The organism is Streptomyces sp. NPDC014801, from assembly GCF_043082085.1.
In the GTDB taxonomy this organism is placed as follows: domain Bacteria; phylum Actinomycetota; class Actinomycetes; order Streptomycetales; family Streptomycetaceae; genus Streptomyces.
The window spans coordinates 59,841-73,293 of record NZ_JBIBXG010000006.1 but is presented as its reverse complement, the minus strand read 5'-3'; the positions used below and the strand labels follow the sequence as shown (position 1 = coordinate 73,293).

Genomic DNA, 13,453 nt, shown 5'->3' with positions numbered 1-13,453 from the left:
CGACCCCTCACTGCGGTGGTTCCGCGGCCTCCACCCCCGTTCGGGGGTAGTGAGACCTGCATCACGGATTACACGATGTACCCGAGCCGCCCGGCAATGGTCCGGCACAACAGGAGGACAGATGACGGCGACGGACGACTTCCGCAGGGCACGGGACTTCCTGCTGGAGCACCGCGAGGACTACGCAGCCGCCTACGAGGGTTTCCGCTGGCCGCGCCCCGAGTACTTCAACTGGGCGCTCGACTGGTTCGACGTCGTCGCTGACGGCAACGACCGCACCGCGCTGCACATCGTCGAGGAGGACGGCACCGAGACCAAGCTGTCCTTCGCGGAGCTGTCCGACCGCTCGGACCGGGTCGCGAACTGGCTGCGCGACCGCGGCGTGGCCCCCGAGGACCGCGTCCTGGTCATGCTCGGCAACCAGGCGGAGCTGTGGGAGACCGCGCTGGCCGCGATGAAGCTGCGCGCGGTGGTCATCCCGGCGACCCCGCTGCTCGGCCCCGCCGACCTGCGCGACCGCGTGGAGCGGGGCCGGGTCAAGCACGTGATCGTGCGCGCGGCCGACACGGAGAAGTTCGACGAGGTCCCCGGCACCTACACCCGGATCAGCGTCGGCGGCCTGCCCACGGAGGGCTGGGAACCGTACGAGGACGGCCACGCGGCGCCCGCCGGGTTCGTCCCGGACGGCAAGACCCGCGCCGACGACCCGCTGATGCTGTACTTCACCTCGGGCACCACCGCCCGCCCCAAGCTGGTCGAGCACACCCACACCTCGTACCCGATCGGGCACCTGGCGACGATGTACTGGGTGGGCCTGAAGCCGGGCGACGTGCATCTGAACATCTCCTCGCCGGGCTGGGCCAAGCACGCCTGGTCGAATCTCTTCGCCCCGTGGAACGCCGAGGCGACCGTCTTCATCCACAACTACACGCGCTTCGACGCGGCCCGTCTGATGTCGGAGATGGACCGGGCCGGGGTCACCACCTTCTGCGCCCCGCCGACCGTGTGGCGCATGCTGATCCAGGCCGACCTGTCCCAGCTCGCCACCCCGCCCCGCGAGGTCGTCGCGGCCGGCGAGCCGCTCAACCCGGAGGTCATCGAGCAGGTGCGGCGCGCCTGGGGCCGCACCATCCGGGACGGCTTCGGGCAGACCGAGACCGCCGTGCAGGTCGCCAACACCCCCGGCCAGGTCCTCAAGACCGGCTCCATGGGACGCCCCAGCCCCGGCTACCGCGTCGAGCTGCTCGACCCGGTCTCCGGCGCGCCCGGCGCCACCGAGGGCGAGATCGCGCTCGACCTCGCGGAGCGCCCGGTGGGCCTGATGACCGGCTACCACGGCGACGCCGACCGTACGGCGGAGGCGATGGCCGGCGGCTACTACCGCACCGGCGACATCGCCTCCCGCGACGAGGAGGGCTACCTCACCTACGTCGGCCGCGCCGACGACGTCTTCAAGGCCAGCGACTACAAGATCAGCCCGTTCGAGCTGGAGAGCGCCCTGCTGGAGCACGAGGCGGTCGCCGAGGCGGCGGTCGTGCCCGCGCCGGACGAGCTGCGCCTGGCGGTGCCGAAGGCGTACGTCGTGCTCGCCGAGGGCTACGAGCCCGGCCCGGACACCGCCAAGGTCATCTTCGAGCACTCGCGTCAGGTGCTGGCGCCGTACAAGCGGATCCGGCGGCTGGAGTTCGGCGCGCTGCCGAAGACGGTGTCCGGCAAGATCCGCCGGATCGAGCTGCGCGAGGCCACGGCCGCGGGGTCGGACGACGAGTACCGCGAGGAGGACTTCCGGTGAGCGCGCTGTCGTACACGCACGGCACGAGCGAAACCGTCCTGCTCGGCGACACCATCGGCGCCAACCTCGACCGGGCCGTCGCCGCCTGGCCTGAGCGCGAGGCCCTCGTCGACGTGCCGTCGGGGCGGCGCTGGACGTACGCGCAGTTCGGCGCCGACGTCGACACGTTGGCGCGGGCGCTGGCCGCGAGCGGGATCGCCAAGGGCGACCGGGTCGGCATCTGGGCCGTCAACTGCCCGGAGTGGGTGCTGGTGCAGTACGCCACCGCCCGCATCGGCGCCGTCATGGTGAACATCAACCCGGCCTACCGCACCCACGAGGTCGAGTACGTCCTCAACCAGTCCGGTGTGCGGCTGCTCGTCGCCTCCGTGAGCCACAAGACGAGCGACTACCGGGCGATGGTCGAGCAAGTGCGCGGCAGATGCCCCGCGTTGCGCGAGGTCGTCCACATCGGCGACCCGAGCTGGGACGCGCTGCTCGCCCGCGCCACCCCGGACGTGACCTTCGAGGCGCTGTCCTGCGACGACCCCATCAACATCCAGTACACCTCGGGCACGACGGGCTTCCCCAAGGGGGCGACCCTCTCCCACCACAACATCCTCAACAACGGGTACTTCGTGGGCGAGTTGATCGCCTACACCGAGCAGGACCGGATCTGCATCCCGGTGCCCTTCTACCACTGCTTCGGCATGGTCATGGGCAACCTGGCGGCCACCTCGCACGGTGCGTGCATGGTGATCCCGGCCCCGTCCTTCGACCCGGCCGCCACGCTGGAGGCGGTGCAGCAGGAGCGCTGCACCTCGCTGTACGGCGTGCCGACCATGTTCATCGCCGAGCTCAACCTGCCCGGCTTCGCCTCCTACGACCTCACCTCGCTGCGCACCGGGATCATGGCGGGTTCGCCGTGCCCGGTGGAGGTGATGAAGCGGGTGGTCGCCGAGATGCACATGGAGCAGGTCTCCATCTGCTACGGCATGACCGAGACCTCCCCGGTGTCGCTGCAGACGCGGATGGAGGACGACCTGGAGCACCGCACCGGGACCGTGGGCCGGGTGCTGCCGCACCTGGAGGTGAAGATCGTCGACCCGGCGACCGGGATCACCCAACCCCGCGGCGGGGCGGGGGAGTTGTGCACCCGCGGGTACAGCGTGATGCTCGGCTACTGGCAGGAGCCGGACAAGACCGCCGAGGCGATCGACGCCGGGCGCTGGATGCACACCGGCGACCTCGCGATGATGCGCGAGGACGGGTACGTCGAGATCGTCGGCCGCATCAAGGACATGATCATCCGGGGCGGGGAGAACATCTACCCGCGCGAGATCGAGGAGTTCCTCTACGGCCACCCCAAGATCCGCGACGTGCAGGTGGTCGGCGTCCCGCACGAGAAGTACGGCGAGGAGGTGCTGGCCTGCGTCATCCCGCACGACCCGGCCGACCCGCCCACCCTCGAGGACGTCCGCGCCTTCTGCGAGGGGCAGTTGGCCCACTACAAGATCCCCAGCCGGCTGCAGCTGCTGGACACCTTCCCGATGACGGTGTCCGGCAAGGTCCGCAAGGTGGAGCTCCGGCAGCGGTACGCCGGCTGAGGCCGCCTCCACCGCGCGGGGGGAGGCGGGTTCGCCCCGCGGCCGGACGCGGGCGCGGGGCCGTGGCCGACAGCATCGGGTGCGACGCAGTAAGCACCCGATGCGAGGAGCCCCCGATGACCGTCGCCGCCGCCCCCGCCGCCCCTGTGACGCCCGGCACCGCCGCGCCCGTGCCCGGGTGGGCGCGGCGTGCGGCGGCCGCCGTCGTCTGGGTGAACCTGCCTTCCGGGCTGTGGCGTCTCGCCGTGGTGCTCGGCGTGCCGCTCGGCCTCGGCGACACCGAGTACGAGGCGATGCTGCTCCCCGGCTGGGGCTACCTGGCGCTGCCGCTGCTGTCCCTCGCGCAGGAGGCGCCGACCGCGCTGACGCTGGGGCTGGTCCGCCCGTGGGGCGAGCGGTGGCCCCGGTGGCTGCCGGTCCTGCGCGGCCGCCCCGTCCCCGTGCTCGCGGCCGTCGTCCCGGCCGGGCTGGGCGCGCCGGCCTGCACCGTCTACGGCGCGCTGTTCGTGTGGACGACGCTGCACGCGCAGATGGACATCACCCGCCGGGGCCTGTGGCTGATGAACGCCTGCTACCTCCCCCTGCCGGCCTGGGGCCCGCTCCTGGCCGCGGTCACCACCCACTACTGGCGCCGCCGTAGGTCCCGGGCCTGAGCGCCGGCGCGTGGCGCGGGAGGCCCCGTCCCCGCCCGCGCCGCCGCGCGATGCGGGCGCCGCGGGCTCAGTCCGCCGCCGGCCCGAGGAAGGCGCGGGCGGCGTCGTTGAGCGGGCGGGGCGTGGTGGCCGCGGTGAGCGCGAACAGGGGGACGGCCAGGCCGTCCGCGCGGGCGCGGGCGTCGGCGGTGTAGCCGGCCCCGGAGAAGTGGACGCACCGCGCCGAGCGGGCCATCGCCGCCAGCCACAGGATCTCCACGTCCCGCAGGGCGGCCGGGCGTCCGCCCGCGGTGACATGCGCGAGCAGGCCGGTGGACATCAGGGCGACACCGCCGGACGGACGCCGTCCGGCGCGGCGGACGTCCCGGTGCCCGAGCCGGTGCAGCAGCCGCGCGGCCGCCACGACCTCGTCCCACGGTCCCGTCCCGTCCCGCGCCACCGGTATCCGCACCAGCGTCCCGCACGGGCAGCCCAGTTCCGGCTGCGGCCACTGGCCCGCGCGCCCGCAGGCCGTGCAGCGCAGCGACACCCACTGCTCGTCCCACACCCGGTGCGTGACGGCCGTCGGCACCGCCGCCGGATCCAGCGGCGGTACGACGGCGGCCCCGCACGCACACGCGTACGCGGGCGCGGTGTAGCGCCGCTCGCGACGGCAGGACGGGCAGCGCACCGGCACGCTCTCGGGCATGGCCCCTCCCCGGCATGGCTCGGCTCGGCGCTCCCATGGTGCTCCACCGGTCCACCCCTTGTCCGTCTCTTGACGGTCTTCGTCCCGCCCCCTACATTGCTTCCAGATAGTAGAAGTAAGTTTCCGCTATACGGAAGTTCACCGGATCGCACGGGGACGACCGGCCGGCGGATGGACTGGACGCGGACACGAGCTCACCGCAGGGCGCGACGGGGAGAGCGAATCCGACAGCCGAAGCAGGAGTACTCCATGGCTCGTATGACCGCTGCCCGCGCGGCAGTCGAGATCCTCAAGCGCGAGGGCGTCACCCAGGCGTTCGGTGTGCCGGGCGCGGCGATCAACCCGTTCTACAAGGCGCTGAAGGAGGGCGGCGGGATCGACCACACCCTCGCCCGCCACGTCGAGGGCGCCTCCCACATGGCCGAGGGCTACACCCGGACCCAGCCGGGCAACATCGGTGTCTGCATCGGTACCTCCGGCCCGGCCGGCACCGACATGATCACCGGTCTGTACTCCGCGATCGGCGACTCGATCCCAATCCTGTGCATCACGGGCCAGGCGCCCACCCATGTGATCCACAAGGAGGACTTCCAGGCCGTCGACATCGCCTCGATCGCCAAGCCGGTCACCAAGATGGCGGTGACCGTCCTGGAGGCCGCGCAGGTCCCCGGCGTCTTCCAGCAGGCCTTCCACCTGATGCGCTCCGGCCGCCCAGGCCCGGTCCTCATCGACCTGCCGATCGACGTGCAGCTCACCGAGATCGAGTTCGACCCCGAGACCTACGAGCCGCTGCCGGTCTACAAGCCGGCCGCGACCCGCGCGCAGATCGAGAAGGCGATCTCCTTCCTGCTCGCCTCAGAGCGCCCGGTCATCGTCGCCGGCGGCGGCGTCATCGGCGCCGACGCCTCCGACCTGCTGGTCGAGTTCGCCGAGCTGACCAGCACCCCGATCATCCCCACCCTGATGGGCTGGGGCACCCTGCCCGACGACCACGAGCTGAACGCCGGCATGGTCGGCGTGCAGACCTCGCACCGCTACGGCAACGCCAACTTCCTGGAGTCGGACTTCGTCCTCGGCATCGGCAACCGCTGGGCCAACCGCCACACCGGCTACAAGCTCGACACCTACCGCGGCGACCGCAAGTTCGTCCACGTCGACATCGAGCCCACCCAGATCGGCAAGATCTTCCCGCCGGACTACGGTGTCGTCTCCGACGCCAAGGCCGCCCTGGAGCTGTTCGTCCAGGTCGCCAAGGAGCTGAAGGCCGAGGGCAAGCTGCCCGACCGCAGCGCGTGGGTCGCCTCCACGCAGGAGCGCAAGGCCACGCTGCTGCGCCGTACGCACTTCGACAACGTGCCGATGAAGCCGCAGCGCGTGTACGAGGAGATGAACAAGGCCTTCGGCCCGGAGACGCGCTACGTCACCACCATCGGCCTCTCCCAGATCGCCGGCGCGCAGATGCTGCACGTCTTCAAGCCGCGCCACTGGATCAACTGCGGCCAGGCCGGCCCGCTCGGCTGGACCATCCCGGCCGCGATCGGCGTCGCCAAGGCCGACCCGGAGTCCCCGGTCGTCGCGCTCTCCGGCGACTACGACTTCCAGTTCATGATCGAGGAGCTGGCGGTCGCCGCCCAGCACAAGGTCCCCTACGTCCACGTGCTGGTGAACAACTCCTACCTGGGCCTGATCCGCCAGGCGCAGATCGGCCTGGACATCAACTTCCAGGTCAACCTGGAGTTCGAGAACATCAACTCGCCCGAGATCGGCGTCTATGGCGTGGACCACGTCAAGGTCGCCGAGGGCCTGGGCTGCAAGGCGATCCGGGTCACCGAGCCGGACCAGCTGGGCGCGGCGTTCGAGCAGGCGAAGAAGCTGGCCGCCGAGTACCAGGTGCCGGTCGTCGTCGAGGCGATCCTGGAGCGGATCACCAACATCTCGATGAGCCGCACCATGGACATCAGCGACATCAGCGAGTTCGAGGACCTGGCCACCGAGCCGGGCCACGCCCCGACCGCCATCAAGCCGCTGAAGGTCTGACACCGGTCCGTCCGAGGGCGGCCCTTCCCCACCGGGGGAGGGGCCGCCCTTCGGCATGCCCGGCGCGGCATCCGGGCCACGGGGTCAGTCGCCGCCGCCCCCGCCCCCGCATCCGAAGCCACCGGAGTCGTGGTGGCCGTAGCCGCCGTGATGGCCGCTGTCGTGGCCGCCGTGATGGCCGTCCGTCCCGTCCCCGCCCCCGTCGCGGTCGTCGTCCCCGTCCAGGAAGGCCTCGCCGCCGAGAATGCCGCGTATGCCGGCGCCCGCGCCGAAGGGGAAGAGACCCTCGTCCGCGAGCGCGCCGCGGCCGGTCAGCCGCGAGGCGCGGGCGAAGCCGGGGAGCAGCACGGTCAGCGCCGCCTCGCCGTGCAGGGCGACGGCGTAGAGGACGTCCTCCTCCGCCGTCCCACCCGGCCCTTCGGGCAGCGGGTGGCGCTCGCGCAGGTCCGCCAAGTGCCGGCGGGCGGCGCGGGTGCGGCGCGGCGGCAGCGGGCGCAGCAGACCGGCCGCCACCAGGTCGGCCCGCATCCTGGCCAGGGCGCGGCGCACCACGGCCCGTTCGAGCAACTCCCGGGGCCCCGCGGGCCGGTACAGCGCGGTGCGCACGGCCTTCTCCAGTGGATGCCGGAAGGCCGGCGCCTCGCCGCCCGCCGTCCTGCGCAGGGTGCCCGGCCGCCCGGCCGCGACCGCGCCGCGCAGGTGCAGCGCGGTGACCGCGACGGTGACGGCGGCGCGCGGGCCGGCCCGCAGCAGGGCGGTCTCGTGGGGCCCCGGCGGGGCCGTCGTCGCCTGCGCGCTCATGTCCCTCACCCCCGTGCGGGGCCCGCCGCCCCCGTGCCGGCGGGCCCCGTGTGAGGGGGATGTGCCCGGGCCCGGGGGGCGTCGAAGCCTTCCCGGGCCGGGTTCAGAGCTTGATTTGAGGGTTGCGTACGGCCGCTACGTCGCCTTGTGTACGCCTTCTTGGGCGGCGGGGGACGTGCCGCCGGCGGGGGCCTCGTGGTGCTCGGAGAGACCCGGCCAGTCGTCGGGGCCGCCGCCCTGCCATTCGATGAAGTCGCTCTCGGCCACGTCCGTCACATACAGGTCCGCCAGCCGCAGGAACTCGGCGACGTCGTCGATGTGCGTGGCGACGCCCAGGGTCTCGTCGCCCGCGGTGACCCGCCGGGAACCGTCCAGCGCGGGCGGGTGCACCACCACATGGGGATGCTCGGTTGCGTGCGTCATGACTCCAGGCTGATGCCGCGCGGGCGGGGCCGCACCCGGGCGGGAAACGCCGAGCGGCGCCGGATGCGGGACCGTCCGCATCCGGCGCCGTCCGGCCGGTGGGTCTTGTTCGGTTGTGGCCGTCCGACGGCGCGAGACTGGGCGCGACAGGACGTTCGCGCCGCCGGACGGAGTCTGTGGGCCCCCGGTGACCGGGGGAATGGCTGGGACCGCGGTGGGTGCGACGGAGCCGGACGGTCCTGCCTCACGTCGGCAGTCCTGTCACGTTCCTTGACCACCGCACTGGCTCGCAGGCCACCGCGGTCCTCGCCCTGCCCGCCATGCCGCGTGATCACCCCTCATCCGGATCACGCGGCGGCGGGTCGTACGCGTCCGGATCCCGGCCTCCCCGCCGGGTTCCGGACGCAGCCTGACGGCCGCCCGGAGGGTCAGTCCTCGCGCAGGGCGCGGACCGCCTCCTCCACGCGCTTGCCGTACTCGGGGTCGGCGGCGTGGAAGTGGGCCAGGTTCTTCTCGATCACGTCGTTGCGGGAGACCTGGGACAGGCCGCCGGCGATGTTCGCGACCAGACGGGCCTTCTCGTCCTCGGACATCAGCCGGAACAGCTCGCCGGCCTGCACGAAGTCGTCGTCCTTGGTGTGCAGCGGGGCCTCGTGGTTGCCGGTGTACCCGGACACCGCGAGCGGCGCCGACAGCGGGCGGCCGGTCTCGACGGGGCCGTCGTAGGAGTTCGGCTCGTAGTTCTTGGCGTGCCGGCCCTGCGGGTTGAGCGCCATGAAGCCGTCGCGGCCGTAGTTGTTCGCGCCGCCGGGGACGGCCTTCGGCGCGTTCACCGGCAGCAGGGTGTGGTTCACGCCCAGGCGGTAGCGGTGCGCGTCGGCGTAGGCGAACAGGCGGCCCTGGAGCATCTTGTCCGGCGACGGGCCGATGCCCGGGACGAAGTTGTTCGGGGAGAACGCGGCCTGCTCGACCTCGGCGAAGACGTTGTCCGGGTTGCGGTTCAGCACGAGGCGGCCCACGCGCTGCAGCGGGTAGTCCCGGTGCGGCCACACCTTGGTCAGGTCGAACGGGTTGAAGCGGTAGTTGGCCGCCTCGGCCGCCGGCATGATCTGGACGTAGAGCGTCCAGGACGGGTGCACGCCGCGCTCGATGGCCTGCAGCAGGTCCGTCTGGTGGGAGTTGGGGTCCTTGCCCGCGATCTCGGCGGCCTGCTCGCTGGTCAGGCAGCGGATGCCCTGGTCGGTCTTGAAGTGGTACTTGACGAAGAAGCCCTCGCCCTTGTCGTTCGTCCACTGGTAGGTGTGCGAGCCGAAGCCGTCCATGTGGCGGTAGGACGCCGGGATGCCGCGGTCACCCATCAGCCAGGTCACCTGGTGCGTGGCCTCGGGGGAGTGGGCCCAGAAGTCCCAGACGTTGTCCGGCTCCTGCTTGCCGGTGAACGGGTCGCGCTTCTGCGAGTGGATGAAGTCGGGGAACTTGATCGGGTCCTTGATGAAGAACACCGGGGTGTTGTTGCCGACGAGGTCGTAGTTGCCCTCCTCGGTGTAGAACTTCACCGCGAAGCCGCGCGGGTCACGGACGGCGTCCGCGCCGCCGAGCGAGTCGGCCACGGTGGAGAAGCGCACGAACACCTCGGTGCGCTTGCCGATCTCGCCGAGGAAGTCGGCGTGGGTGTAGCCGGTGACGTCGTCGGTCACCTCGAAGTGGCCGTAGGCGCCGGAACCACGGGCGTGCACCACGCGCTCCGGGATGCGCTCGCGGTTGAAGCGCGCGAGCTTCTCCAGGAGCTGCTGGTCCTGGATCAGGAGCGGGCCGCCGACGCCGGCGGAGGCGGAATTCTGGTTGTCGGCGACGGGGGCGCCGGACTCGGTCGTGAGCACGCGCTTCGACATGGGGACCTTCCGAACGGGACTGCTGAAGCCTGGCGGTGGAGTGAGCGTAGGGACGCCTGACCAGGCACGTCAACAGTTTGTTGAAGTCTATTTCAACGTTTTGTTGAACGGGTGGGCATGCGTGGGTTCCGGGCCGTGGCGGCGCGTGGGCGCGACGGGACAGGTGTCGGCGCCGCCACGGCCCGGAAGTTCCGGGAGGGTCGGACCTGGTCCGGCGGAGGTCAGACCTGGGCGCCGGAGAGGCGCTCGACGGCCCGCAGCAGGGCCGAGTGGTCCAGGCCGCCGTCGCCCTGGGCGCGCAGCGAGGCGACCAGCTGGGCGACCACGGCGCCGACCGGCAGGGCCGCGCCGACGTTGCGGGCGGCGTCGGTGACGATGCCCATGTCCTTGTGGTGCAGGTCGATGCGGAAGCCCGGCTTGAAGTCGCGGTTGAGGAAGTTGTCCTTCTTGCGCGTCAGCACGGTGGAGCCGGCCAGACCGCCGTTGAGGACGTCGAGCGCGGCCTGCAGGTCCACGCCGGACTTCTCCAGGAAGACCACGGCCTCCGCGCACGCCTGGATGTTCACGGCGACGATCAGCTGGTTGGCGGCCTTCACGGTCTGGCCCGAGCCGTGCGGACCGCACAGCACGATGGTCTTGCCGAGGGCGTCGAAGATCGGCTTGGCCTCGTCGAAGTCGGCCTGCTCGCCGCCGACCATGATCGACAGTACGGCCTCGATGGCGCCGGCCTCGCCGCCGGAGACCGGGGCGTCCAGGACGCGGATGCCCTTGTCCTTGGCGGCCTTGGCCAGGTCGACGGAGGTCTGCGGGGTGATCGAGGACATGTCGATCAGCAGGGCGCCGGACTTCGCGTTCTCCAGGATGCCGTCCGGGCCGTAGGCGATGGCCTCGACCTGCGGGGAGGCGGGCACCATCGTGATGACCACGTCGGCGTCGCGCACGGCCTCGGCGATGGAGGAGGCCGCGGTGCCGCCCGCGGCGGCCAGGCGGTCGAGCTTCTCCTGCTCGAGGGTGAAGCCGGTGACCTGGTAACCCGCCTTGATCAGGTTCTCGGACATGGGGGAGCCCATGATGCCGAGGCCGATCCAGGCGATCGCAGGGCGGGTCGGGCGGGAGGAATCTGCAAGGTTGCTCATGACGGGGTGCCTCTCTTACTGCTGTGCTACGTCGGTGAGGTGGCGCCGGCTGACGGGCGCCCCGGGTGTCAGCGGGCGGCGCGGGCCTCGCGGGGCAGCCAGTCGAAGGCCTCGGCGCTGGGCCGGTCGCCCGGCTTGTACTCCAGGCCGACCCAGCCGTCGTAACCGGCCTTCTTCAGCTGGTCGAGGAGGTCCTCCAGCGGCAGTGAGCCGGTGCCGGGGGCGCCGCGGCCCGGGTTGTCGGCGATCTGCACATGGCCGGTCTTCGCCGCGTACTGCTCGATGACCGACGGCAGGTCCTCGCCGTTCATGGACAGGTGGTACAGGTCCATGAGGAACTTGGCGTTGCCGAGGCCGGTCGCCTCGTTGACCTGGTCGACGATCTCGATCGCCTTGGGCGCGCTCACGACGGGGCACTTCGGCGACTCGGGCTGGTTGAGGGCCTCGATCAGGATCGTGCCGCCGACCCGGCCGACGGCCTGCGCCGCCAGCGTCAGGTTCTCCAGGGCGAGCGCGTCCTGCTCGGCCGGGTCCACGCCGTCGACGCGGTTGCCGTACAGGGCGTTGAACGTGGTGCAGCCGAGCGACTGCGCGAAGGCGATCGCCACGTCGATGTTGGCGCGGAACTTCTCCGACTCCGCGCCCGGGATCGACAGGGCGCCCCGGTCCGGGCCGGGCAGTTGCCCGGCGTAGAAGTTCAGGCCCGTGAGCTGCACGCCCGCGTCCTCGATCGCCTTCTTCAGGGCGTCGAGCTCGGACTGCTCGGGGGTGGGGGTCTCGATCCAGGGCCACCACAGCTCGACCGCGGTGAAGCCGGCCGCGGCGGCGGCCGCGGGTCGCTCCAGGAGCGGGAGTTCCGTGAAGAGGATCGACAGGTTGACGTTGAAGCGCTGGTCTGCGAATCCCATCGGGGGCCGCGCTCCCTTCCGTGGTCGAGTTTCCGTATGGCGGAAGTTCGTTTCTGCGTAATGGAAGATTGCCGTCGGGTGTCGGTGCTTGTCAAGAGGGGCCCGTTCCGTGGACGTCCGAAACCGCGTGCCGGGCGTTAGGTTGTGCGCGTGCGATTGAGAGTGGAGTTCACGACCGAGCCCTTCGATCTCGACGAGGCGCCGCCGCACGCCGTGGTCGCCCGCGAGGTCATCGAGGCCGCCGAACTGGACGCCGTGGACGTCGGACCGTTCGGCAACACCGCGGAGGGCGGTGCCGACGCCGTGCTCACCGCGGTGGACGCGCTGCTGCGCAAGAGCCTCGCCGCCGGCGCCACCCGTATCTCGCTGCAGGTCAACGTGATCGACGGGAACGGGGAGGGCGAGTGACCGGCACCGGGGACGAGCCGTTCATCGCGGCCGTGAAGCCGCTGATCGACGCGATCGGTGGCGAGATGGTGCCGCCGGACGAGGCCCGTCCCGACGACGTGGTCCTGGCCTGGGAGGGCGCGGACGTCGTCGCCGTACGGCTGCCGCAGCTCGCCGACTCCCTCGATCACATCCTGGCCGCGATGGAGCGCCGCAAGGGCATGCCGCTGGCCGACCTGGACCGCAAGGCCAAGCAGGAGATCGTCCGCATACTGGAGGCCCGCGGCGCCTTCTCGGTCCGCCATGGTGTCGAAACGGTGGCCGGCGCGCTCGGCGTCAGCCGCTTCACGGTCTACAACTACCTGAACCGGCAGAAGGACGCCTGATCCCGCCTGGGTCACGGTCCGGGTGAGATCCTGGTCCGGAGCCCGGTCGGTGCCCGGCCGCCCCCTTGGAGAGCCGCCGCCCGGCACGTCCGGACGGCGGCTCCCGGCGTTCTCGGGTACCCCCGCGGACCCCGTTCGTCAAGCGCTCGTATTTGTTACCCCGAATTTTCAACAAACTGTTGACGCAGTGTTTCCGGAGGGCGTTAGCTATCGGCAGCCCGAACAGCACAAGGCCACGGAGGCACCCGTGACTTCGACTTCCACGCCGCCGGGCCTGGCCCGCTTCAACGCCTTGGAGGAGGACGCGGCGCTCGCCGCGCTCCACGAGGCGTGCAGCTCCACGGCATGGGCGCGGCGGCTGCTGGCCGCCCGCCCCTACGCCGGCCCCGAGGACCTCTACGCAGCCAGCGACGCCGCCATGGCCGAGCTGACCGAGAAGGACCTCGAGGAGGCCATGGCCGGGCACCCGCCGATCGGCCGCCCCAAGCCGGGGGACCCCACCTCGGCGCGGGAACAGCGCGGCATGGCCGGCGCATCCGAGGAGCTCAAGGCGGAGATGCTCGAACTCAACCTGGCCTACCAGGAGAAGTTCGGTCATGTCTTTCTGATCTGCGCCACCGGCCGTACCGGTGAGCAGATGCGGGACGCCGTCAAGGAGCGGATCGGTAACGCGCCGGAGCAGGAGCGGGAGATCGTCCGCACCGAGCTGGGCAAGATCAACCGCATCCGACTGGCACGACTCGTCGAAGAGGACTGACAGCAGC

Annotated in this window: 13 protein-coding genes; 7 read left to right on the top strand and 6 right to left on the bottom strand. The window is 71.5% G+C overall.

Annotated elements, in window-relative coordinates; genetic code table 11:
* The first annotated feature begins 121 nt into the window (after positions 1-121).
* From ACF1AL_RS15605 to ACF1AL_RS15595, 3 genes are all read left to right on the top strand, one after another.
* Positions 122-1,792, top strand: coding sequence for an AMP-binding protein (locus ACF1AL_RS15605; protein WP_391826145.1), 1,671 nt, complete (start codon positions 122-124; stop codon positions 1,790-1,792).
* Positions 1,789-3,378 (top strand): AMP-binding protein, encoded by a 1,590-nt coding sequence (locus ACF1AL_RS15600; protein ID WP_391826144.1) that lies wholly within the window; start codon positions 1,789-1,791, stop codon positions 3,376-3,378. Before ACF1AL_RS15605 ends, ACF1AL_RS15600 begins: the two co-directional genes overlap by 4 nt.
* Before the next feature lie 116 nt (positions 3,379-3,494).
* The gene (locus ACF1AL_RS15595; RefSeq protein ID WP_391826143.1) at positions 3,495-4,031 is read left to right on the top strand and encodes a hypothetical protein; all 537 of its coding nucleotides are present in this window, start codon (positions 3,495-3,497) and stop codon (positions 4,029-4,031) included.
* A 67-nt stretch (positions 4,032-4,098) separates the two neighbouring features.
* Here ACF1AL_RS15595 and ACF1AL_RS15590 read toward each other — a convergent pair whose 3' ends face one another.
* Positions 4,099-4,719: a hypothetical protein gene (locus ACF1AL_RS15590; RefSeq protein ID WP_391779720.1), complete on the bottom strand. Its 621-nt coding sequence runs from the start codon at positions 4,717-4,719 to the stop codon at positions 4,099-4,101.
* 249 nt (positions 4,720-4,968) lie between these two features.
* Between ACF1AL_RS15590 and gcl the strand changes: the two genes are divergently transcribed.
* Positions 4,969-6,756, top strand: coding sequence for a glyoxylate carboligase (gcl, locus tag ACF1AL_RS15585; RefSeq protein WP_391820894.1), 1,788 nt, complete (start codon positions 4,969-4,971; stop codon positions 6,754-6,756).
* An 84-nt stretch (positions 6,757-6,840) separates the two neighbouring features.
* Here the strand turns inward: gcl and ACF1AL_RS15580 are convergent, their stop codons facing one another.
* The 5 genes from ACF1AL_RS15580 to ACF1AL_RS15560 form a co-directional block, all read right to left on the bottom strand.
* Positions 6,841-7,557 (bottom strand): TIGR04222 domain-containing membrane protein, encoded by a 717-nt coding sequence (locus ACF1AL_RS15580; RefSeq protein WP_391826142.1) that lies wholly within the window; start codon positions 7,555-7,557, stop codon positions 6,841-6,843.
* Positions 7,558-7,692: 135 nt separating this feature from the next.
* On the bottom strand, positions 7,693-7,980 hold the full coding sequence (locus tag ACF1AL_RS15575) for a hypothetical protein (protein ID WP_391826141.1): 288 nt from the start codon (positions 7,978-7,980) through the stop codon (positions 7,693-7,695).
* A 428-nt stretch (positions 7,981-8,408) separates the two neighbouring features.
* On the bottom strand, positions 8,409-9,872 hold the full coding sequence (locus ACF1AL_RS15570; protein ID WP_366838193.1) for a catalase: 1,464 nt from the start codon (positions 9,870-9,872) through the stop codon (positions 8,409-8,411).
* A gap of 221 nt (positions 9,873-10,093) precedes the next feature.
* Entirely contained in the window at positions 10,094-11,008 is a 915-nt protein-coding gene (locus tag ACF1AL_RS15565) for a 2-hydroxy-3-oxopropionate reductase (RefSeq protein WP_391701809.1), read from the bottom strand.
* 68 nt (positions 11,009-11,076) lie between these two features.
* Positions 11,077-11,916 carry a TIM barrel protein gene (locus ACF1AL_RS15560; protein ID WP_391779725.1) on the bottom strand — a complete coding sequence of 280 codons (840 nt, stop codon included), beginning with the start codon at positions 11,914-11,916 and terminating at the stop codon, positions 11,077-11,079.
* A 150-nt stretch (positions 11,917-12,066) separates the two neighbouring features.
* On the opposite strand from ACF1AL_RS15560, the gene ACF1AL_RS15555 reads away from it, so the two are divergent.
* From ACF1AL_RS15555 to uraD, 3 genes are all read left to right on the top strand, one after another.
* A complete protein-coding gene (locus tag ACF1AL_RS15555) occupies positions 12,067-12,324 on the top strand; it encodes a hypothetical protein (protein WP_366838190.1) in 258 nt (85 codons plus the stop codon).
* Entirely contained in the window at positions 12,321-12,689 is a 369-nt protein-coding gene (locus tag ACF1AL_RS15550; RefSeq protein WP_366838189.1) for a helix-turn-helix domain-containing protein, read from the top strand. Before ACF1AL_RS15555 ends, ACF1AL_RS15550 begins: the two co-directional genes overlap by 4 nt.
* Before the next feature lie 247 nt (positions 12,690-12,936).
* Positions 12,937-13,446, top strand: coding sequence for a 2-oxo-4-hydroxy-4-carboxy-5-ureidoimidazoline decarboxylase (gene uraD / locus ACF1AL_RS15545; protein ID WP_391779726.1), 510 nt, complete (start codon positions 12,937-12,939; stop codon positions 13,444-13,446).
* Positions 13,447-13,453 lie beyond the last annotated feature (7 nt).